Annotated in this window: 21 protein-coding genes; 16 read left to right on the top strand and 5 right to left on the bottom strand. The window is 55.8% G+C overall.

All coding sequences use genetic code 11. The features are described from left to right. Positions 1-2 precede the first annotated feature (2 nt). A complete protein-coding gene (locus tag ACZ46I_RS11270) occupies positions 3-944 on the bottom strand; it encodes a uroporphyrinogen-III synthase (RefSeq protein WP_464280843.1) in 942 nt (313 codons plus the stop codon). 8 nt (positions 945-952) lie between these two features. After that, positions 953-2176 carry a bifunctional glutamate N-acetyltransferase/amino-acid acetyltransferase ArgJ gene (argJ, locus tag ACZ46I_RS11265; protein ID WP_464280842.1) on the bottom strand — a complete coding sequence of 408 codons (1224 nt, stop codon included), beginning with the start codon at positions 2174-2176 and terminating at the stop codon, positions 953-955. A 252-nt stretch (positions 2177-2428) separates the two neighbouring features. On the opposite strand from argJ, the gene ACZ46I_RS11260 reads away from it, so the two are divergent. Beyond that, entirely contained in the window at positions 2429-2989 is a 561-nt protein-coding gene (locus tag ACZ46I_RS11260) for a Pycsar system effector family protein (protein ID WP_013505756.1), read from the top strand. Between the two features lie 7 nt (positions 2990-2996). On the opposite strand, the gene ACZ46I_RS11255 is transcribed toward ACZ46I_RS11260, so the two are convergent. Beyond that, positions 2997-3413, bottom strand: a complete 417-nt coding sequence (locus ACZ46I_RS11255; protein WP_013505757.1) for a pentapeptide repeat-containing protein — start codon at positions 3411-3413, stop codon at positions 2997-2999. A gap of 167 nt (positions 3414-3580) precedes the next feature. On the opposite strand from ACZ46I_RS11255, the gene ACZ46I_RS11250 reads away from it, so the two are divergent. The 5 genes from ACZ46I_RS11250 to ACZ46I_RS11230 all read left to right on the top strand — a co-directional run bounded on the left by ACZ46I_RS11250 (position 3581) and on the right by ACZ46I_RS11230 (position 12650). Continuing rightward, a complete protein-coding gene (locus ACZ46I_RS11250; RefSeq protein WP_464280841.1) occupies positions 3581-6907 on the top strand; it encodes a PAS domain S-box protein in 3327 nt (1108 codons plus the stop codon). A gap of 106 nt (positions 6908-7013) precedes the next feature. Continuing rightward, a complete protein-coding gene (locus ACZ46I_RS11245; RefSeq protein ID WP_464280840.1) occupies positions 7014-8603 on the top strand; it encodes a PAS domain-containing protein in 1590 nt (529 codons plus the stop codon). Further along, positions 8591-9346, top strand: coding sequence for a sensor histidine kinase (locus tag ACZ46I_RS11240; protein ID WP_464280839.1), 756 nt, complete (start codon positions 8591-8593; stop codon positions 9344-9346). Before ACZ46I_RS11245 ends, ACZ46I_RS11240 begins: the two co-directional genes overlap by 13 nt. Beyond that, on the top strand, positions 9343-11751 hold the full coding sequence (locus ACZ46I_RS11235; RefSeq protein ID WP_464280838.1) for a PAS domain S-box protein: 2409 nt from the start codon (positions 9343-9345) through the stop codon (positions 11749-11751). Before ACZ46I_RS11240 ends, ACZ46I_RS11235 begins: the two co-directional genes overlap by 4 nt. 98 nt (positions 11752-11849) lie before the next feature. Continuing rightward, entirely contained in the window at positions 11850-12650 is an 801-nt protein-coding gene (locus tag ACZ46I_RS11230) for an undecaprenyl-diphosphate phosphatase (RefSeq protein ID WP_464280837.1), read from the top strand. On the opposite strand, the gene ACZ46I_RS11225 is transcribed toward ACZ46I_RS11230, so the two are convergent. Together ACZ46I_RS11225 and ACZ46I_RS11220 are read right to left on the bottom strand one after the other, a co-directional pair. Further along, positions 12618-13163 (bottom strand): P-loop nucleotide/nucleoside kinase family protein, encoded by a 546-nt coding sequence (locus ACZ46I_RS11225; RefSeq protein ID WP_013505762.1) that lies wholly within the window; start codon positions 13161-13163, stop codon positions 12618-12620. The two genes, ACZ46I_RS11230 and ACZ46I_RS11225, sit on opposite strands and share 33 nt — an antisense overlap. Continuing rightward, positions 13160-14179: a gluconokinase gene (locus tag ACZ46I_RS11220; protein ID WP_464280836.1), complete on the bottom strand. Its 1020-nt coding sequence runs from the start codon at positions 14177-14179 to the stop codon at positions 13160-13162. Before ACZ46I_RS11220 ends, ACZ46I_RS11225 begins: the two co-directional genes overlap by 4 nt. A 359-nt stretch (positions 14180-14538) precedes the next feature. Between ACZ46I_RS11220 and trmB the strand changes: the two genes are divergently transcribed. The 10 genes from trmB (at position 14539) to ACZ46I_RS11170 (ending at position 21833) form a co-directional block, all read left to right on the top strand. After that, positions 14539-15189: a tRNA (guanine(46)-N(7))-methyltransferase TrmB gene (gene trmB, locus ACZ46I_RS11215; RefSeq protein WP_464280835.1), complete on the top strand. Its 651-nt coding sequence runs from the start codon at positions 14539-14541 to the stop codon at positions 15187-15189. Between the two features lie 3 nt (positions 15190-15192). Next, the gene (locus ACZ46I_RS11210; protein ID WP_013505765.1) at positions 15193-15393 is read left to right on the top strand and encodes a hypothetical protein; all 201 of its coding nucleotides are present in this window, start codon (positions 15193-15195) and stop codon (positions 15391-15393) included. Beyond that, positions 15377-17152: a M3 family oligoendopeptidase gene (locus tag ACZ46I_RS11205; protein ID WP_464280834.1), complete on the top strand. Its 1776-nt coding sequence runs from the start codon at positions 15377-15379 to the stop codon at positions 17150-17152. Before ACZ46I_RS11210 ends, ACZ46I_RS11205 begins: the two co-directional genes overlap by 17 nt. An 18-nt stretch (positions 17153-17170) precedes the next feature. Further along, the gene (gene ribH / locus ACZ46I_RS11200) at positions 17171-17638 is read left to right on the top strand and encodes a 6,7-dimethyl-8-ribityllumazine synthase (RefSeq protein WP_226508946.1); all 468 of its coding nucleotides are present in this window, start codon (positions 17171-17173) and stop codon (positions 17636-17638) included. A gap of 74 nt (positions 17639-17712) precedes the next feature. Beyond that, a complete protein-coding gene (locus ACZ46I_RS11195) occupies positions 17713-18114 on the top strand; it encodes a transcription antitermination factor NusB (protein WP_464280833.1) in 402 nt (133 codons plus the stop codon). After that, the gene (locus ACZ46I_RS11190) at positions 18111-18356 is read left to right on the top strand and encodes a DUF4911 domain-containing protein (RefSeq protein WP_013505769.1); all 246 of its coding nucleotides are present in this window, start codon (positions 18111-18113) and stop codon (positions 18354-18356) included. Before ACZ46I_RS11195 ends, ACZ46I_RS11190 begins: the two co-directional genes overlap by 4 nt. A gap of 29 nt (positions 18357-18385) precedes the next feature. Then, entirely contained in the window at positions 18386-18763 is a 378-nt protein-coding gene (locus ACZ46I_RS11185) for a hypothetical protein (RefSeq protein WP_226508948.1), read from the top strand. Between the two features lie 189 nt (positions 18764-18952). Beyond that, complete coding sequence (gene speA / locus ACZ46I_RS11180; RefSeq protein ID WP_464280832.1) at positions 18953-20827, top strand: biosynthetic arginine decarboxylase; 1875 nt, start codon at positions 18953-18955, stop codon at positions 20825-20827. After that, a complete protein-coding gene (locus ACZ46I_RS11175) occupies positions 20820-21197 on the top strand; it encodes a hypothetical protein (protein ID WP_226508950.1) in 378 nt (125 codons plus the stop codon). The genes speA and ACZ46I_RS11175 overlap by 8 nt, the downstream gene beginning before the upstream one ends. 9 nt (positions 21198-21206) lie before the next feature. Beyond that, on the top strand, positions 21207-21833 hold the full coding sequence (locus ACZ46I_RS11170; protein WP_464280831.1) for a LysE family translocator: 627 nt from the start codon (positions 21207-21209) through the stop codon (positions 21831-21833). Positions 21834-21900 lie beyond the last annotated feature (67 nt).

Genomic DNA, 21900 nt, shown 5'->3' with positions numbered 1-21900 from the left:
ACTCACTTTGCTGTGTATTCGTGAAGGGTGCTGAGCAGGCCGTCGGTGTCAAAGGTTGCGGCCTGGGCCAGAATCTGATATCCGCGCTGCTTTACGGTCGCTGTGGTGGGAGGTCCGATAGTGATGATGGGAACCTGCCACAGGATGCCGCTGTCCCGGACCCTGTCCAGAAAGTAGCCTGCCGCAAAACTTGAAGTAAATACCACAAAATCAGGTTTTCTGTCCACTGTGCGCTGGAGAAACTCTCCGGGGTGGGCGATGCCTTCACTGTGGTAGAGGTGCAGTTCCTCGACGGCAAAGCCGTGATGCCTCAGGGTGTCGGGCAGAATCTCGCGGCCACCGGCGCCGCGGGCCAGCAGAAATCTGGAGTTGGACGGTTTGTAGTGCTGGCAGAGTTCCCGGGCGAAGGCGGCGGCTTCCGAGGTATCTGCCACGTACTCAACGCGCAGGTTGCGGGCTTCGCAGGTCTGCCGGGTTCCCTGTCCGATGGCCAGAACCGGTGGAGCAGAAGCTGCGTCCATGTTAGCCATGGCGAGCATGCGCGCCAGATGTTCCACTCCCTCGCGGGATGTCAGCAGAATATGGGAGTAGTTGCCCAGGCACTGCAGGGCAGCAGGAAGTTGATGTTCTGCAGAGAGAGGCGCGGTGCGGCTGGCAGGAGCCACCAGCACCCGAAAACCTTCTTCCAGCAGCCGCCGGGTGAAGGTGAATGACTGGCTCACTGGCCGGGTATTGATGACGATGGGGCCATCCGTTTTGCCGAGTACCGGGTTTTCGCAATCTACCAGAATGTCACCGGATTCGCTGTAGTCGAGGTGGTGCTGCTGCGGTGCCAGGGTGATGTACTGGAGATACGCCTCATAGCTGCCGAATCCGATGTTCTGCTGGTTGTGGTCGACGAGTCTGACATGGCGGCAGCTGGCAGGGATGGTGATGTGCTCCATGGCCGCTGTCAGGTCCGGTAGTCGGCATTGACCCGCACGTATTCGTAGCCCAGGTCAGAGCACCAGTAGTCGTGGGTGCCGGAGCCGAGCTTCAGGTCAAAGGTAACGGTGAATTCCGGCTGGGCCAGCACCTCGGCGCAGCGCTTTTCCGCCTCATCGCCCAGACCGATTCCGTCGGCGACCATCTGTTCGCGGTCGAAGAAGAGGTCGTACCCGTAGCGATTGATGGCCGCGCCGGAATAGCCCACGGCGGCGGCGATGCGGCCCCAGTTGGGATCGCTGCCGAAAAAGGCTGTTTTGCAGAGGTTTGAGTCGGCGATGGAGCGGGCGGCGGTGCGGGCATCTTCGTCGCTGGCGGCCCCCCTGACGACAATATGGACGGTCTTGGTGGAACCTTCGCCATCGCGGACGATCTGTTTGGCCAGTTTGAGCAGCAGTTCCGTGAGCACATCCCGGAAGAACTCCCACTCGGGAGTATCCACTTCCATGGCAGGTGTATGGGATTCGCCGTTGGCCAGCAGGCTGACCATATCGTTGGTGGACATGTCGCCATCCACCAGGATGCGGTTGAAGGTGAGGTCCACTGCGTGACGCAGGGCCTTCTGGGCTGCAGCAGGGGTCAGGTTGGCGTCGGTCTGCACAAAGCACAGCATGGTTGCCATGTTGGGGCAGATCATGCCGGCTCCCTTGCAGATGGCGCTGATGACGATTTCCCGGTCACCACGGGGCAGACGTACGCCATCGAACTTTTCAAAGAGATCGGTGGTTTTGATGGCCATGGCAAGGGGCTGTGGCCGATAGGGCGACAGGTTGCCGGCAATGGCCGTGATAGCCGGGGCGATGCGATCCATGGGCAGGGGGACGCCGATAACGCCAGTACTGGCCACCAGAACTTCGTCGGTGCCGATCTGCAGAGATCTGGCGACAGTGTCGGCCATGGCGCGGGCATCCTTTTCCCCCTGTGGGCCGGTGGAGGCGTTGGCGTTGCCGCTGTTGACGATAATGGCCCGCACGCGGCTGTCCTGCAGCGACTGGCGACAGATGTCAATGGGAGCGGCGTAGACGCGGTTGGTGGTGAAGACCGCCGCGCCGGTACACGGGGTGGGAGAGTAGATAATCGCCATGTCATCGCGACTGGTGTTTTTCGGCTTGACGGGCACCCGGCCCGCTGTGCCCAGAAAACCTCTGGGTACGGCATGCTGGTCCCAGATAACTGCTTCATTTACGCTCATGGTTCTCTCCTGATGGTCGAATCACTGACAGGTTGTGCTCGGTGCCGTCGATTGCAGCGGACGGTGAAAACCCCGTCTGTGGTCTGATCCGTGTTCCGCAGCGCACGGTACGCGGGATTCTTTCAGTTGCCTGCATGTTTTTGGTATTTCGCCGGGCCCCTGGGGTGCTGAAGGTAACTTTCATTGCGTCCGCCTGTCAGGTAATTTATCATGAAGTGCTGAATTCAAGCTACTGTTTGCAAGGGGTGAATCATGTCGGAACCGGTACAGAACAATAATGTCGAAGAGCCGGTGCTGCCGCGTCTGCTGGCTGCAAGCGCGCTGCAGGCCAATCTCACTAAACATATGGATTACAATAAGATGGCTGATCAGAAGGCCAGTGCCCTGGTGACCATTGCCACGGTGGTCATCACCATCACTCTTGCCCAGTACGCCAACATGGTGTTTCTGGTACCGGAAGTTCTGCTGGTGACCAGTGTCATCAGCATTTATTACAGCCTGCTTACCATTGTGCCCAAGGTGTATGATCACAATTTTATCGATCCCTACCACTATCAGAGCTTTTCCAAGATCTCCGAGGAGGAGTACCTGAGCCTGTTCAAGGAGCTGATTAAGGACCGGGAGAAGATGTACGATGCCTACCTGCGGGATATCTACTATCTGGGGACCTATCGGCTGAAAAAGAAATACCGCAACCTGATGCGAGGAAAATTCGCTCTGCTGGCCGGGTTGATTGCGGCGGGAGTACTGACGCTGATCGCCAATCAGGAGTTGTCGTTGATGATACTGCTTTCAAAGGTGCTTGGACACTGAGGGTCTGTCAATAGCGGCATTGGCCGATGGAGCCTTCAGCGCAGACCTGTCCGTTGACCCAGATGGCCTCCTCAAGATTTGCCCCGTCAAATTGGGCGCTTTCGATGTTACGGCTCCAGCGGAAGTTGGCTCCGTTGAGGGCGGCGTTGCGAAAGTCGGTACTGCGCAGTTCGGCAGACTGAAAGTTCACGCCGCGCAGATTGGCGCCCTGGAAGTTGGCGTGCATGAGGTTGGCGGCCTCCATGCGCGCGCCCTCGAAGTTGCCCTCAGCCAGGTTGGCGCTGCGCAGGTTGGCTCCCATCAGGTTTTCTCCGGGGCACTGGGTTCCCGGACGCAGCTGACAGTTGCCGACTGTGCGCCCAGAGGCGTTCAGTGAGAATATGAGCAGCAGGAAAAGTGCTCCATATACGTATTTATATGCCATGGGAAAGACTCCTTAGTAAGGCTTCATTGGTGGATATGATGCCACAGAATCTGCCGGTATTCAGTAAAAATCGGCAAAGACTTGATAGATAAGAATTTGTTTCCACTGAAGAACATTTCCTGTTAGATTGGTAGGTGCGTAAGTCCTGATCGCTGACGGGGTGGAATTTGGGTATTCTGTCGAAAGAAGAACAAAGGCTTTTGTTTGTCCCCCTGGCGGGGGCCCTGGCTGTGGCCGTGGTGGTAACCCTTTTTCTGCTGCAACTGGCATCGGTCCGCACGGAACAGCGTGTCAGCCAGGCCCGCTCTGAAGGCCAGGAACGCATTGTGCAGCTGCGTGAACAACTGGAAGATGCCCTCTTCGACAGCTATCACGTGATGCATGCCACAGCCCGGGAAGTGGCTGAGCTCTCGCCATGGTCAGAAGAGAGGTTTGCGGCAACCGGCAGCCGGGTATTACAGGCTCAGGATGCGATTTCTGCCATAGCGCTCGTGTCCCGCCAGGAGCTGGCCGCGGTGTACCCTCCCTCACTGGCGCAGAATGTGCCCTGTTTCACGTCGAAGAGTATTCACCGACTTTCCCAGAATAGCTCCACCAGCGCCACCCTTCGTGGCCCTCTTTTCCCCTCCCCGGATGAAGCTCAAGTCTGTATGGCGATACCACTTTCTGCCACTGCAGATGCTGACGCTGGCATACTGCTGGCAGCGATTAACCTGGCGAGTATGCTGGAAAAAGCAGGAAGCGTGGACTTTCGCCTTGATGGTATGTTTCTGGGGCTCAGCAAGGCGCTGAGCCCTGTGGCAGAAGGGGAATTTGCCGGCCATGAAAGGGCTTTCCGTGATGATGCCGTCACCACGCGCCTGCGCTTTCATGACGCCGAGTGGTATTTCTCCATGGCACCACAGGGTCAGTGGGGCCCGCAGGTCTACTCCTGGGTCTGGGTTATCGCGCTGTTCTCGGTGGCCGCCGGCAGCCTCTCCTGGTATCTTTTCCATCAGCTTATGCGCATGCACCGGTCCAGTCAGCGACTGGTGCCTGAGATGCGCAGCCGACGCCAGGCTCAGCAGGAGGTGCGGCGCATGAGCCGTGCCCTGGAAAACAGCGCCTGCTCGGTATTGATCACCGATATTGATGGTCTCATAGAGTACGCCAATCCGAAAACCTGCCGGGTGACGGGTTACTCGCAGGCAGAACTGCTGGGGAACAACCCGCGTCTGTTCAGCGCGGGGGAGACGCCCGCTGAGGTGTACGATGCCATGTGGAGCGATCTGCTCAGTGGCCGCGAATGGGTGGGCGAACTGCTGAATCGTCGCAAGGATGGCAGTCTCTACTGGGAGCATGTGGCCATTTCGCCTATCTTAAATCAGAGCGGCAGGATCATGAGCTATATTGCCGTCAAAGAAGATATTACCCGTCGTCGGCAGGTGGAGATTACGCTGGAGCGGGAGCGGGGTGTCCTGGAGGCCATCGCCCAGGCCCGGCCTTCATCGGAAATTCTGCGCACTATCTGCGCTATCATACAGGAGCAGATTCCCCATTCGCGCTGTTCGTTCATGCTGCTGGACGCTTCGGGAAAGGTGCTGCAGGGCTGCATTCACACTGATCTGCCAACGGAGTATGTGGATCTCATCGTCAGCGTTCCGGTGCGGGAGGCTTCCGGTTCCTGTGGCACGGCAGCATATCGCAGGCAACCAGTGATCGTCAGCGATATCGCCACTGACCCCTTCTGGAGTGGCCCGTTTCGCGTGATGGCACTCAAGCACGGACTGAATGCCTGCTGGTCCTGGCCGGTGCTCTCCTCGACGGAAGAGGTACTGGGCACCTTTGCCATTTACTGCCGTGATCAGCGCAGGCCCGAGCCCCACGAGGAGCTTATGGTCATGCGTTTTGCCTCCATAGCGGCCATCGCGGTGGAAAAGGAGGAGTGGCGCGAAAAACTGCTGCTCAGCGAGCAGCGCTACCGCAGTTTCATGGAGAGCCTCAACGACGGGGTTATTATCACCCAGGATGGCCTGCTGCGCTACCTGAACCAGTCTATGGCGCAGATGGTCGGATACGGGCGGGAGTCTCTCACGGAAACGCCATTCATGACCTATATCCATCCTGACGATCAGGCCCTGGCCATGGATTACCACCGACGCCGCATGATGGGGCAGCAGGCTCCCAGTGAATATGACGTGCGGCTTCTCTGTCACGATGGGCGGGTGATCACGGTGCGCGTAAATTCGAGCCTGATTACCTGGAATAACCGTCCGGCTGCCCTGGCAACGGTCACGGACATGACCCGGCGTCATGAGGCCCAGGAGCAGATCCGGCAGCTTAATGAAAACCTTGAGCGCCGGGTGACCGAAGAGCTGAAGCGGCGTATGGAGACGGAAACCCTGCTGGAGGGCGTTTTTGAGAACTCCTCGGTGGGTATCGTGGCCATTGATGGCAGGGGGCAGGTGCTGAGGGCGAACGCCACCTACTGTCAGATGCTGGGGTATTGTCCTGAAGAGCTGCGCGAAGTCGGATTGGACTCTCTCCATCCCGATGACCGCCTGACGGTGGTCGAACACTTCGAATCCCTGATGGATGGTTCTGCGGCCATGTGTCAGATTGAAATACGCTATCTCACCAGGGATGGCGGGCTGCTTGATGTTCAGATAGTTGCCTCGGCACTGAATGATGAAAATGGAGATCCCAGGGCCATTCTCGCCATGGTCAAGGATATCAGCGATCTCAAGGTGGCCATTCGCCGCCAGCGCATCCAGGAACAACTGTTGATCCAGCAGTCAAAGATGGCGGTCATGGGAGAGATGATCGGCGCGATTACCCACCAGTGGAAACAGCCCCTGAATGCCCTTTCCATCATACTGCAGGAGGCCCGCGAGGATTATCAGCTGGGCATTCTGCCACCACCGGTCTTCAGCGAAGCTGTGGAAAGATCCCTCAATCATATTGACTTCATGTCCCGCACCATCGACGATTTCCGCGATTTCTTCCGCCCTGACAAGAGCCGTGTGCTCTTTGACATTATCGAGGCCGTGGAGGAGGTGGAGAAACTTCTGCAGAAGCAGCTTCATCTGCACAGCGTCAGTGTGCTCTATGAAATCTCTTCAGAAAACCAAGCGCATCGTGCCATCTATACCGTTGCCAATGAGGTGAAACAGATTGTCCTGAATATCCTCAATAACGCCATTGACGCCATAGCGGCGGCGCGGGTACAGGGCCTGCTGCACCGCAATGATAATGGCATCATTCGCGTGCGCCTGGAGACCACGCCCATGGAGCGCATCCTGCTTATTGAGGACAACGGCGGTGGTATTCCCGATGAGATTCTGCCGCGAATTTTCAAACCGTACTTCACCACAAAGGCGGACAAGGGGACTGGAATTGGCCTCTATCTCTCCAGGATGATCATGGAAAACAGCCTTGGGGGGAGTATCAGCGTTACAAATACACCGTCTGGCGCCTGTTTCCGCCTGGCCTTTCCAACGCTGCAGAAGGAGTAGCCATCCGCGGTATCCGGGTGGCTCGTACTTGCCAAAGCGTGCGTCCTTCCTGTATAAACCTGTATCGGCGATCGAACCTATCTTTTTCCGGGAGAGGAATGTAGCGTTGCCAGAAAACTGTACCCCCCCCATTACTCCCGATCTGGCTGACTTCCTGAATGCCTGCGATGAGCCGGTTCTGTTTTTTCATCGTCAGACGCAGCGGATTTGTTACGGCAATGCGGCTCTGCAAAACCTTCTGGGCATATCTGATGCATCGTCATCCTGGCCATTTGTTCATGATCTTTTTACCAATGTGGAGAGTTCATCATTCACGACTGAGCCCGCTCGATACCAGTATCTGTGGTCGAAGCAGAGCATGCAGGATGGGATGGTGCAGCTGACGGCCTATGTCCCACGGGCCCACCCCGACTATGTTCTCATGAAGCTGCATATTGACGAGCGTTTTCTGCAGCGCTTCGAGCAGTGTCTGCACTTTTCCGGCGACGGGCTCTGGGAGTGGGAACTGCTGTCCGGCACGGTCTATCTCTCTCCGCGCTGGAAGGAAATCGCCGGATACAGTGATGGTGAGCTGGAGAACTCCTTTGCTTCATGGCGCCAGGTAATACATCCCGACGACTATCAGCGCGCCATTGAACGCATCCGATCCCTGTCCCAGTTCCCCGGCCGCGTCTTCCAGGTGGTTCACCGCATTCTCAGCAAGAGTGGAACCTTCAAGTGGGTGCTCTGCCGTGGCCAGGTTCTCCCCGGCCCCGATGGCAAGGCTGAGCGGATCATCGGCTTTCTGACTGATATCGATGAACAGCGTAAAATAGAAGAGGAGCTGGAGCAGGCCCGGCAGATGCTGCTGGATGTTCAGTCGCGGGTCAGCATGGGCAACTGGGAAATGGATCTGGAGACGGAGCAGTTCTGGTGGTCCGATGAGATGTACCGCATTTTCAATGTCTCCGCGGGTGACTTTGGCGGAAGCCTCAATGATTTTCTCGCCATGATTATCCCCGAGGAGCAGCCGCTTGTGGAACAGGTCTTTCGTGGCGATGTTCCCTTCAGTCACTTTTTCACCTTCCACACTGATCCCGTCGGGCCGCGCACGGTTTACATGGAAGCCGAAATCTACCGCAACGCGCATGGTACGCCCACCCGTATGGTGGGTCTGGCCCAGGATGTCACCGCCCAGCGCGAAGCTCAACAGCAGAACAGCAAGCTCAGCCGGGCGTTGGAGCAGGTTCCCAACGCGGTCATCATCACGGACCGCGAAGGCACCATAGAATACATTAACCCTGCCTTCGAACAGATTACCGGTTATACCCGGGAAGAGGTCATCGGCCGTAATCCCAATGTGCTGAACTCCTCTTCCATGCCCAGGGAGTTTTACCGGGACATGTGGCAGCAGATCCTTAACGGAAGCATCTTTGAAGGGGAACTGGTCAATCGGCGCAAGGATGGCACCCTCTACCAGGAGCACAAGTCCATTGCCCCTATTCGCGATACCCGTGGGCATATCACCCACTTTGTTTCCATTGGCCGGGATATCACCCAGCAGGTGCAGATGCAGCGGGAAATTGAAGCTGCCAACCAGACCCTGCAGGAATTAAACGAGGGACTGCAGCGGCGGGTTGAAGAGGGGATTGAAAAGCAGCGGCGTCAGGAGCAGCTTTTGCTGCAGCAGTCGCGCCGGGGGCCATGGCCGAAATGATGAGCTATGTGGCTCACCACTGGCGGCAGCCTCTGAATATCATCGGCTTGCTGATTCAGAATATTCAGATAGCCCACCAGATGAACGAGCTCAACTCCCAGTTTATTGAGGATGTCTCCCGTCAGTCCATGGAGCAGATCCGCAAAATGTCAGAGGTTATCGACAGCTTCGCCAGCTTTTCCCAGGAGTCCCGTGACAAGCAGCCGTTCAGTCTGGTACACGCCATTCAGGACACCCTGCTGCTGGTGCAGCAGCAGTTGCAGGACAGTGGCATCACCATTCAGGCGACCTTTGTGCCCACCGGACAGATGATTCCCGTCAGTCAGGCCGATACCTGCCCCATAGACCCGCATCAGAACAACTATCCTGCCGTGAATGTGCTGGGGTACCCCAACGAGTTCAAACATGTGCTGCTGAGTATCATCAACAATGCCCGTGACGCCATTGCCAGTCGTCTCAAGGGTTCTGGGCAGGGCTTCATTGACATATCCCTGGATCATAACGAGCAGGAGATTGTGGTGCGGATCGCCGATACTGGAATGGGGATTGACGCTGCTATCATGGATCGCATTTTCGACCCCTATTTCACTACCAAGGATGTGGGCAAAGGCACCGGAATTGCTCTCTATATGGCCAAGGTCATTATCGAAACCCATATGGGAGGCCAACTGACGGCGCAGAATACCAATGAAGGTGCCTGCTTCACCATCCGGTTTCACGTTCCTGCACAGGTTTCTGTGTGAAAATTTCGCCCCTCGTCGCTCAGTCTGTTCTTAATCATCTGCCCTGTGGAGCCATCTGCGTGGATCGTCAGGGCAGGGTGGCTCTGGTGAACGCCATGGCAGCTCGCCTGTGGCAGGTGGCACCCGATACGGCCCTGGATATCAGTTCGCTGACCCAGTTGATGGCCAGCCAGCTGGAATCTCCTGAGCCGTTTGTGGAAGCGGTCCTGTCATACTTTTCCAGCAGCGGGCAACAGGAAATTGCTGGCCAGCTCAGGCAGGTGTGCGGGCGAAAAATCCATCATGCCATCACCGCGATCCATGATGAGTGTTTTCCCGAAGGAGCCTGGCTGTGGAGCTTTCTACCCCAGGAGGAGGCTCCGGCGGCTGTGCCGGTTCCAGCAGAATCAGGGGCTTCTCTCTTTGCCGATGGCGAGATCACCCGTGATCTGAATGCCGTTGGCTCCCTTATGGAGGCCCTTGCGGAGATGGTCTTTTTTTATACCCTTGACCGCACCATGTACTTTGGTAATGTCATGGGCCGGTTTGCCCCCGAAACCCGGCTTTCCCCCGGGCACTTTTTTGCTCGCAGCATCTGGCAGATATTTCCCCACAAAACGGCGCGTATTCACGAACAAGTCAACCGTGAGGTGCTGCAGGAGGCGACGCCGAAGGTCTTTGAGTGGTGTATGAGCGGCGGTGATGGTCAGGAGTTCTGGTTTCGCTCGTCCCATGCTCCACTGCTGGACGCTGGGGGGCAGGCCGTGGGTATTGTGGGAATATCCATGGATATCACCCGCCTGAAAAGCCTTGAGGAAAACACCCGCGAGCAGACAACCTATATCCGCAACATACTGAATTTCCAGGCCAATCTCATTGTGGTCATGGAAGGGTCTCGGCTGAAAACCTGCAATAAAGCCTTTCTTGACTTCTTCCACTGTGAGACCAAGGAGGAATTCCTGCAACGTAACCAGTCGCTGGAGCAGGTTTTTGTGGAGGAGGAGGGTTATCTCAGCGCCCGGGATGGTCAGTGGCTCCTCAGGTTGATGGAGAATCGACAGCGCGCTCAGGAGACGCGCGTGCTCCTCTATGATATGCGACGCGGAGAGAATCGTCATTTCCTGCTGGATTTTCGCATCATGCCCACGGGTATTGACGAGATGGTTCTCACTTTTACTGATATTACCGAACTGGAAGAATACCATCGCCTTTTGCAGGATATTAATGCGTATCTGGAGATTAAGGTTCAGCAGCGCACCAGCAAGCTTCAGCAGGTCAACGATCTGTTGCAGACACGGGAAAAGCTGGTACACACTATTTTCGAAACGATTCATGTGGGTATTGTGGTGCTGGATGAGGGCGGCAGCATTGTGCAGTCTAACAGTGCCTTCGGGCGTATCTGCAGCCTGGGCACCGATGAACTCGCGGGAAAACCCTTCGAAGAGTGTCTGCGCGGACGCAGTCGCCGCAGTGCCAGACGCATGTTCAACCGATCCCTGACGCGTTCCCAAGTCCAGGGGCCCTACCACTGGAAGGTACAGCGCCATGATGGCGCTCAGCTGCGGGTACTGTTCAGTCTGTCTCCCCTGGCCTATGGCAGTGGACAGGACTATCGCCTGCTGACCATTACCGATATCACACGGCGTCACGCCATGGAAGAGCGTGCCCGCTACCAGGAGCAGATGCTGATTCAGCAGTCGCGCATGGCGGACATGGGGGAGATGATCGGGGTCATAGCCCACCAGTGGAAGCAGCCACTCAACAGCATAGCCTTGCTGGCTCAGACCATTTCTCTGCTCTTTGATGGGCAGCCTGGTGAATACAGTCGCCAGCGCATTGCCGACTCCCTGCAGAATATCCTGGAGCAGGTCCGGTTCATGGCAGACACGATTGAAGACTTTCGCGACTTCCTGACGCCCTCGAAGGAAAAAGTGAATTTCCCCCTGGATGTTGCTGTCGCCTCCATACTGCATATTCTGGCGCCGCAACTGCAGCTCAGTGGAATCACTCCCCACACCAGCTTCCAGAGTACGGCAGGGGAGCTGATGCTGGCCCACGGATATCCCAATGAGTTCAAACAGGTCATTCTCAATATATTGGTCAACGCCCGTGATGCCATTGAGCAGGCGCGCAGCAACGGCCAGCAACTTCAAGGAGAGCACAGTATCGATATCGCCATAGAACCGTTGCCGGAACACTGGCAGCTCGCCATCAGCGATACCGGTGGGGGAATTCCCCCGCAGATGCTGGAGAAGATCTTTGAACCCTACATGACCACCAAGGGGGATCAGGGAACGGGAATCGGGCTCTCCATGTCGCGCACGATCATCGAAGACCATATGGGTGGCAGCATTGAGGCCACGAACTGGGAGAAAGGGGCGCGAATCCTGATACAGCTTCCTCGCGCGGGGAAGAGCTCCCTGTGAGAAAAGGCAGTGCTTCGCAGCCGTCAACCTGCCGCAAACTGCTGGGCGGCTATAACTCTATGCGTATCGGCTGATGAATCTCCAATGAAAGGTTTCCCGTGGATTTCCTGCAGATTTTCATTCTCTCCGTCGTTCAAGGCCTGACGGAGTTTCTTCCCATTTCCAGCTCTGCGCATCTTATTCTGGTGCCAGTGTTTACCGCCTGGGAAGATCAGGGGCTGGCCTTTGATCTGGCGGTGCACCTCGGCTCACTGGCAGCGGTTTTGTGGTATTTCCGGGTGCAGATTGCCGGTATGGGCAGTGCCTGGACCAGAAGTCTGCTTTCAGGACAGAAAAGCGCCGATTCGCGCCTGGCCTGGGCTATTCTGTGGGGAACCGTTCCCGTGGGGCTGGCGGGGATAACCATGAAGGGGATTGTGGAGACGGAGTTTCGTTCACCGCTACTGATCGCGTTTTCCCTGATTCTCTTCGGCATTGCCCTGGGTGTCGCCGACTTTCGTCGCAAAGGCGAACGCACTGAATACGATCTGCGCTGGTCCGATGTGCTGGTGGTGGGTTGTGCTCAGGCACTGGCATTGATACCGGGAACGTCCCGTTCCGGCATCACCATGACCGCCGCCCTCTTTATGGGCCTTGGCCGTGAAGGAGCCAGCCGGTTCTCCTTTCTGCTCTCCATACCGGTTACGACTCTGGCGGTGGGGCTGCAGCTTCTGGAGCTGGTACAGATGCCGGCGGGTTCGACGGACTGGAGCTCTCTGGCGTTGGCTGCCGTGCTGTCAGGTATCAGTGCCTATCTCTGCATTCACTACTTCCTCGTTTTTATCCGGCAGATCGGCATGCAGCCGTTTGTGGCCTATCGTATTGTTTTAGGGGTGCTGCTTCTGGTCGTCTTCTGGTGAGATGGACTGGAGTATGTCGTTGACAGCCTTCCACGGGCTTTGGGTGTAGGTGTCGATCCGCAGCACCCGTTCATGGGAGGCGAAGGGTTCAAAGGACTTTTTCTGCAGCAGGTAGATGTCGAGATCCGCTTCGGAGGGGTTGTCGGCACGCTGCTGTCGTTGAATGATTCGCTGGCGGATGACCTCTTCGGGCGCCTGGCAGAGGATATACCAGTGAGGTGCGCCGGTGCCGGCCAGCAGGTTGCGCTGCCACTGGCAGGTGAAGGTAGCGTCCACGATGGCGTGGGGATGCTCCAGGGCGCGTTGAATCATGGTGGTGTAGGTCTGGCGGCTGAACGCGGGGGTATAGATATTGCTGCCGGGATGGGAAGCGCTCTGTTCCAGAGGTCCCATACCCGCCAGTTCCTTGCGGATGACATCGGACTGCAGATGGGGGTATCCAGTGGCCTCGGAAAAAAGATGGGCCAGATAGCTTTTCCCTGTTCCCGAAAGTCCGCAGAATGCGTAAATCATAGGCGGGAGAGTTCGTCGGCGTAGCCCAGGGCCAGTTCCACGTACTTGCGGGCCCGGTGGTACGCCTCATCTTTCTGCACGGGGTCAACCCCTTCATCGGCTATGAGCAGGCCCTCCACCTTGGCTCGCACCAGAGCGCGATAGAGCTTGTAGAAAATCACCAGCCCCGGTCCATCACTGCCTTCGCTGAAGTCATTCAGCAGCATTTTCTCCAGGTAGCGGGAGAACTCGTCGAAACCGTGAAAATCCATATCCATGAACAGAAAGGCGATATCATTGAGAATGTCACAGCAACGCAGGCTTTCGTTGAACTCGATACAGTCAATGGCGTGGATATGGCCTTCGCTGAAGCAAAGATGCTCAAGGCGCAAGTCACCATGGCCATCATAGATCTTGCCGCGCTGGGCCCGCTCGTCAAAAATGGCGCCGTATTTCTTGTAGATGGCTTCGGTGATGATGGAAAGGGTGTCATACTCATCCTGCTCAATGGTGGTGCCGATCTGGGTTTGCAGGACGTTGAAGTTCTCGTCGGTTTTGCGGGAAATGCCGGCCAGGCTGCCGTAGCGCTGGATGCCATGGTCATTGGGGGACTGGGAGTAGAACTGGGCCAGGCGCTGACGAATCTTGTCCAGAAGGTTTCCCGGTGAAACAGACATGAAAATCAGCCGATCCAGGAGCATGTCATCGGGAATGCGATTCATGATGACGGCGTACTCGATGGCCTCACTGGTCTGCTGGTCAAAGAAGAGGTTGCCGTTGTAATGGTGCAGGGATGAAGCGCCCAGGTAGATGTTTTCACTCATGCGGCGATTCAGGGTGACTTCCAGCTCGCAGTACTTCTTACGCATCTCCAGGGTAGAGTAATCGACAAAGCCGAAGTTGACGGGCTTTTTTATCTTAATAACCCGTGTCTGACCGATAAAAACGGAAGAGATATGGGTCTGTTTGTTAATGAAGCCTTGCTGTCCCAGCAGGCTGCTGTGGCTGAGCAGGGAGTTGAGCTGTGCAAATTCCACCGGACACCTCCGCTTTTCGTTCAACTCTGGTACCATGGCACGATCTGTGCTGGGGGAACGCAGCCTTTGCATCCACATCGGATATTCGCTGTTTTTTCCCCGATTAAAATACGCTATAATTTTTGAATTCTCAACGAAAGACCCCCCATGAAATACGCTTTTATTGTTCTTCTGCTGGCTGTCTGGATACTGTATCCCACAAAATACCCCTTCCGCTGGGTGTTGCGCATTCTTCTCGTCGGGTTGATCTTCATGAGCATCATCACTATGATCAAACCGTGAGCGGCTGCTGAAAAAGCCGACCAGAAAAAGCACTGCTCTCTTAAGCAACTGATCATTCTGTTTCAGAGGAATCCTGTATGTCGAGTTCAACCATTGAAGTCAATCCGTACGTGCGCAAAATCCATGAGTTTCCCGAAACCATTCTTGTCCCCGGTGAGGATGGCCGCTTCGCCTTTTTTCCCCAGCTGCGCTCTGATATGCCGGTGGTGGTGGAGATTGGTTCCGGCAGTGGAAACCACATGGTCCAGTACCTGACGCGCATGCCCCGGTGTCAATACTTTGGCTATGAGCTGCGCTACAAACGCCTCTACCGCACGGCTCAGAAGCTTGCTGAAGCAAAACAGCAGGGCTATGTGGTGCAGTGTTTTGCCCAAAAGATGCCAGAACACTTCGCGCCCGCTTCCATAGACACCCTCATCATCAACTTTCCCGATCCCTGGGCAAAGCTGAAGCAGCGCAAGAATCGCATCATGGCGCCGCAGAATCTGAAAATCTTCCACAGCCTGCTTAAGCCCGGCGGTGTGGTGGAATTCAAGTCCGACCACCATGAATACTTCCTGCGTGCCAGGGAGAATCTTCTGGACAGTGGATTTGCGGTGGAAGCCTATACGCTGAATCTCCATGGTTCAGCGTACAGTGCCGGCAATATCATCACCGAATTTGAGCGCATGTTTCTGCATAAGGTTCCCAAACGCATTGGCTGGCTGCGGGCACGCAAGGTGGGTTGAGCAGTGAAGAAGGCACCGCGACGCGTTCTCTGTGGACACTGCCGACATTACTACATCACCTGGGATACACACTTCCCCTTTGGCTGTCGGCGCCTCAACTTTAAAAGCCGTCATCAGCCTTCCCTGGAAGTCTTTCGTTCCTCCGGCATGCCGTGCCAGTATTATGAAGAGAAAAAGGAGAAGAACCATGACCACTCACCCTGAGGGCATTCGCTGGAATCTCAGTTCCATCTATACCGGTATGGACGACCACGCCATTGAGCGGGATTGCGCCATGGTGCGCAGCGAGGCTGCCGCTTTGCGGGAGCGTTTTCGCGGCAAGATTGACCAAATATTCCCCTCCGAGATGGCGGTGTTGCTGCAGAAGCTGGAAACCATCAATCAGATGATGGGAAAGCTGGGTGCCTACGCCTTTCTGCTCTTTGCGGTGGACACTGCTGACGAGGAGAAGTCGGCGTTCTTTCAATCCATGAAGGAGCTCTCCAGTGCCCTGTCTGCTGAGCTGACTTTCTTTGACATCGAATGGGCCAACCTGGATGAGGTCAGGGCTGCAGTCCACATGCAGGATTCCAGTCTGGCGCAGTATCACCATTTCCTGCGCAAAAGCCGCATCTACCGTGACCACCTGCTCAGCGAGCCCGAAGAGCGGGTGATCTCCCGTTACAGCGTGGTGGCGGGTTCCGCCATGAACAGCCTTTTCAGCAAGGTTATGTCGCGTATGAGTTTCGGTGCCGACCGGCTATCACAGGAAGAACTCATGTCAAAGCTGCGGGATGTCTCCGCTGCTGTGCGCAAGCAGGCCCAGGAGGACTTTACCGCTGGCCTGCGGGAGTATGGCCATATTCTGACCCATATCTATAATACGGTTATCAGTGAAAAGATGATCGTGGATGACCTGCGCAGCTATCCCAACTGGATTCGTTCCATGAATCTGGCCAATGAGCTTTCTGATGCTGCTGTAGAGAATCTGGTGGGTTCAGTGGTCAGCCGCTACGATATTCCCCAGCGTTTCTACCACCTGAAGCGGAAAATTCTTGGCGTCGAGACTCTCTATGATTACGACCGCTACGCGCCGCTGGATACGGTCAACCGTACTTACAGCTGGGAGTACGCCTGCGCTGCGGTGCTGGATGCTTTTGATACGGTCAGCCCGGCCATGGGCGATATCGCCCGTACGTTCTTTGAAAAGAAGTGGATCGATTCGGTCTGCCGTCCCGGCAAGCGCAGCGGTGCCTTTGCCCATCCCGTGACACCTGACGCTCACCCGGTGATCATGACCAACTTCACGGGGAACTTTCGCGATATGGAGACCCTGGCCCATGAGCTTGGTCACGGCATTCACCAGTACCTGGCCCATCAGCAGGGCTATTTCGGCTCAAGCACTCCGCTGGTGCTGGCGGAAACCGCTTCGGTGTTCGCGGAAATGGTGCTCTTCCGCAGTGAGTACGCCAAGCTCAGCGATAACCGCCAGAAGCTGGCGGCGCTCTGTGCCAAGATTGAATCGATCATCGCCACGGTTTTCCGTCAGATTTCCATGAATCGTTTTGAGGATGCCTACCACACCACCCGTCGCGAGAAGGGAGAGCTGGGTTCAGCGGAGATTTCGCAACTGTGGATGCGCAGCCAGCGGGACATGTTTGGTGACAGCGTCGAACTGACGGAGAACTACAGCATCTGGTGGTCGTATATTCCTCACTTTATCAACGCACCGGGCTATGTGTACTCTTACGCCTTTGGTGAACTGCTGGTACTTTCCCTCTACAGCCAGTATCTGCAGCAGGATGACAAGGACGCCTATATGAAACGCTACATGGAACTGCTGGGTAAGGGAGGTGTGGTTCCCCCTGCCGAGGCGCTGACATCCCTGGGGGTTGATATAACCAGTCCGGAGTTCTGGAATTCCGGTCTCGGCGCTATTGAAGAGCTTGTCAATGAGGCGGAGCTGTTATATAAGAACCTGTAATTTACCGGGAGTAACACCATGAACGTACTTGAAGGGAGCCTGATTGCTCCGCATAAACCTGTTGCCATCGTTGTCTCGCGATTTAACGCCTTTATCACCGAGAGTCTTCTGCAGGGCGCACTGGATTTTCTGAAGCGCCACGGCATGAGCGAGAGTGATATCGACGTCGTCCGTGCCCCCGGTGCCTTCGAAATCCCCCTGGTGGCTGACCGCCTGGCCCTGACGGGCAAATACAGCGGCATCATCTGTCTGGGCGCGGTGATTCGCGGTGGCACTCCCCATTTCGACTATGTGGCGTCAGAGGTGACCAAGGGCGTGGCCCATGTCTCCTTGCAGCGCGGCATTCCCGTCTCCTTCGGCGTGCTGACCACCGACTCCATCGAACAGGCCATTGAACGTGCCGGAACCAAGGCCGGCAACAAGGGTGCCGAGGCGGCAGCTTCGGTGGTGGAAATGATGAATCTGCTGGAGCAGATTCCCGGCTGAACGGTTCCCGTCCTGTAAGGCCCAGCGGAGCTTCTGCTTTTTCGTTAACAACTTCATAGCATAAAGAGAGTAAGGTGATTCCGGTGCCTACGCGCCGCAACCAAAGGGAAAACGCCCTGAAACTCAATTACGCGCTGCAGATTTTCAGCGGCAGCTTTGATGAGCCCCACATCCAGCGGACGGCCAGTCAGTTCGGCATGGAAGTGACGGAGTTCACCCGTGAGCTGGTGCAGATATCGCTGCAGGCGAACCCGGCCTGTGGACAGCTCATTGAGTCCCTGGCCAAAAACGATGACATGATCGCGCATCTCGATCGGATTCTCATGATACAGGGCATGTGCGAGCTGAGTATGAAACACTCCCCTGCTCAGACGGTAATCAATGAATATATTGAACTTGCCAAACTGTATGGCGCGGAGAACTCCTTCCGCTTTGTCAATGTGGTTTTGAACCAGTACAAAGAAGACCACCCGTGAAAGAGCTCGTATATGTCTGTAAGGTTCACTCTCCGCAGATCATGTATGTCAACAGCCTGCTGGATTCCTACGAAGGTATCGGGATCATACGCACGGTGAACGAAAAGACCGGGGACGTGGTGTTCTACACCACGTCGGATACCGCCGAGGCCCTGGAGCATTTTCTGCTTTCACTGGATCAGGAATGTGGAATAGAAATACGGGAAATCCGGCAGCAAGAAGGCCTTGAGTTGATTCCATGAAATCCGACTCTTCCGACAAGGAGCAAGCCATGAACGCCGTGGAACGTCAGAAACTCCATATGATTCTCAGGGATATTATCAACACCCTCAATACCATTCAGGTGAAGTACCACCTCGAGCTGGAGCAGACCAACAAGAAGATCGATGTCATCATGTTTGTCCTGCGTCATATTGCCAAGAGTGAAGAAGTTGACCGACTGATTCTCAAGGCCAAGGAGCAGCTCAACGAACCGAACCTGGGCGATTCATTCAGCACGACTCTGGACAAGGAAATACAAAAGCTTGAGCAGTGGGTGAACGAAGTCATTGTACTGGAACGCATGCTGGAGGATGAGCCTGGTACGAGGCCACATGGCGGGTCCGACACCCCCCTGCAGTTTGACCCCGAGGAAGAGAGCCCGTCCTGAGGGCTTTTTGACTTTCTGAATCACGGAACAGCTTGCTGAAAATACGTCAAAATCAGGCAGGTCATTGGAAGACCCTGCGCAACACTCGCCCTGTGAGGAGTGGAGCGTCCCCGCAGGTTCCGGCGCGTGAATGTCCAGCGCCTGGCACCGCAGATGGGTTTTTCGGCAGCCAGCTAAGGGAGAGCTTCATTGCAGAAGGCAGATATCATAGCAGAAAACCTCAGACGCTTCAGGGTTGATAACTGGAGCGAAGGCTATTTTTCCATTAATGAAGCCGGTGAAGTGGTGGTGCGCTGTCAGGGACAGTCGGTTCCTTTGACCCACGTTATTGAAGCGGCCCACAACCTGGGGCTTTCCACGCCCTTCATCATTCGCTTCCCCTTTCTGATCGGTGAGCAGATCAAAAAGTTCTACCGCGCCTTTCAGCACGCCAAGGAAGAGTTCAACTACAAGGGTGAGCACAAGGCGGTGTTCCCCATCAAGGTCAACCAGAACCGCCACTTTATCGAACGGCTGCTGCACTATGGCAAGGATTTTTCCTACGGACTGGAAGCAGGCAGCAAGGCGGAACTGTTCGCCGTGCTCATCTCCGATATTCCCGAAAACGCCCTGATCACCTGCAACGGCTTCAAGGATCGCGAGTTCCTCGACCTGGCTGTCATCGGCAAGCAGCTGGGCAAGGATATCTGCGTCATCATTGAAAGTGTCGAGGAGCTGGTGGGTCTGATAGATATTTACCGGCGTGCCGAGACCATTCCCGCCATTGGCTTTCGCATCAAGCTCTCCTCGCGGGGCTCCGGCAAATGGGAGAAATCCAGCGGTGAAGGAGCCAAGTTCGGCCTGAGCTCTACGGAGATCCTGCTGGCCATCGACCTGCTCAAGGAACATGACCTGCTCGATCGCGTCAATCTGCTGCACTTCCATATCGGCAGCCAGATCACCAACGTGCGCACCATGAAGCGGGCTATTCGCGAAGCGGGGGTGATCTTTGCCGAAGTCGCCAAGCTTGGTTTGAACATCAAGTACCTCAACATCGGTGGCGGTATTGGAGTGGACTATTCCGGCAGCAAGTCCTCTTCTCTGGCCAGCGCCGAGTACAGTATCGAAGAGTTTGCCAATGACGTGGTCTTTACCATGGAAGACATGTGTAATAAGCATGGCCTGGAGCGGCCCGGCATTGTGACGGAATCGGGTCGCGTGATCGCCGCCTACCACGCCATCGTGGTCACTGATCTGGTGGAGATCATGGGGGCGGAATACGACCTTTCCCATTACCAGCAGACTCAGAATGAGGTCAAGCCTCTGCTGGAGCTCAAATACGCTCTTGAATACATGAACGAGAAAAACTACATCGAATACTACCACGACGCCCTGGAATTCAAGGAAGACCTGCGTACCATGTTCACCCTGGGGCTGTGCTCACTGGTGGATAAGTCCAACGGCGATATTCTCTTCCAGGAAATTGTCGAAAAAACCATCGCCATTGCCCTGCGCAAAGGAGAAAATTTCGAGAAAGACCCTTTCCTGCGCAAGTTTCTGGCTGAAAAATACCTCTGCAATTTCTCGGTATTCAACGCCATTCCCGACTCCTGGGCTATTCGGCAGCTCTTTCCCATTATGCCTCTCAAACATCTGGACAGGCCCTGTGATAACTTTGGCGTGATTACCGACATCACCTGTGATTCCGATGGCGTTGTCAATGCCTATCAGTTTCCCGATACCGCCGAGAACGAATACCTGCCGCTGCACGACGAGATGGCTGACTACCCCATTGGGATATTCCTCACCGGTGCCTACCAGGAGGTACTGGCCAACAAACACAATCTGCTGGGGCAGATGAACGAGATCTCCGTGGACTTCAACGAAGAGGGCAAGCTGGACGTGGTTTCCAGTGAACAGGGAGACACCGTCAAGGATGTGCTCAATGGCATGCGTTATGATGATGCCTTTATTAACAATCAGTCCAAGAGATTTTTTCAGAGTATGGATAACCCAAAGCTCTTCCGCCGTTTTCGCTCATACCTCAACAGCTACACCTATATGATCAAGGATGGCCATGATTAAGAAACTCCTCTTTATGGTGCTGTTTTTCTTCATCCCACTGGTGCTCGGCATTGCCCTGGCCCAGCAGGCCTTTGATGGCTCCTCCTTTGAGGCGGGGCGTGTTGCCTGGAACAGTGAAGAAAACCCCATGGGCATCAGCTGCGCTGGGTGTCACTTCGAGGGCTATGACGTGGTATCCCGTGGCAGTTTTCCCAGGCATAACTCCCTTGCGGATCAGCATATGACCCTGCTGGAATCCATTGAGTACTGCATGCGCCACCATCAGCATCTTGATGTGCCCGACAATAATGATCTCTACGCGCTCTTTCAGCATCTGAGTATCCTGCAGGAAAACTACGAGCTGAATCTTTTTCTGCGCCAGCGCAACTGAAGCTGACCCATGCTCCCCCTGGAAGTCATGATCACGTTCAGCGTGGCAGCGCTGGTGCTGGCACTGGTCCCCGGTCCCGATAACTTTTATGTGCTTTCGGTATCGGCCCTGCAGGGCCGGGTGTCAGGCTACTGCGTTATCCTGGGCCTCTGCACGGGCCTGATTCTGCACAGTGTGGCGGTGGCCCTGGGTGCCGCCGTGATCTTTCAGACCTCCGCCCTGGCCTTTACCGTGTTGAAGTACTGCGGGGCGGCCTATCTGGTGTACCTGGCATGGCAGACCTTCCGGTCGCGGGGAGAGGGGGGTGGGTGCGTGTCGGTGCCCCGTGCACGCCTGCGTTCGCTCTATACGCGCGGAATTCTCATGAATATCTCCAATCCCAAGGTATCGCTTTTCTTTCTGGCCTTTCTGCCACAATTTGCCGACCCTGCCCGAGGCTCCATTCCACTGCAGATAGTGTTGCTTGGCGGCCTTTTTATCCTCTCCACCATTCTGGTTTTCGGTGCCATTGCCAGCCTGGCCGGAGCGGCAGGTGCCTGCCTCGGGCGCAGGCCAGGATTGTACGCCATAACCAGGAATATGGCGGCCCTGGTCTTTCTGGCGCTGGCAGCGCGGCTGATCACCGCCCAGCGCTGACAGACTGCTGTCAGTACTGATCCCTGGAGCAGCTTTTTCATCAATTGAAACAAATACACTTTTTTTC

The organism is Desulfurispirillum alkaliphilum (assembly GCF_055378285.1).
This window is presented reverse-complemented; position numbering and strand designations above follow the sequence as displayed.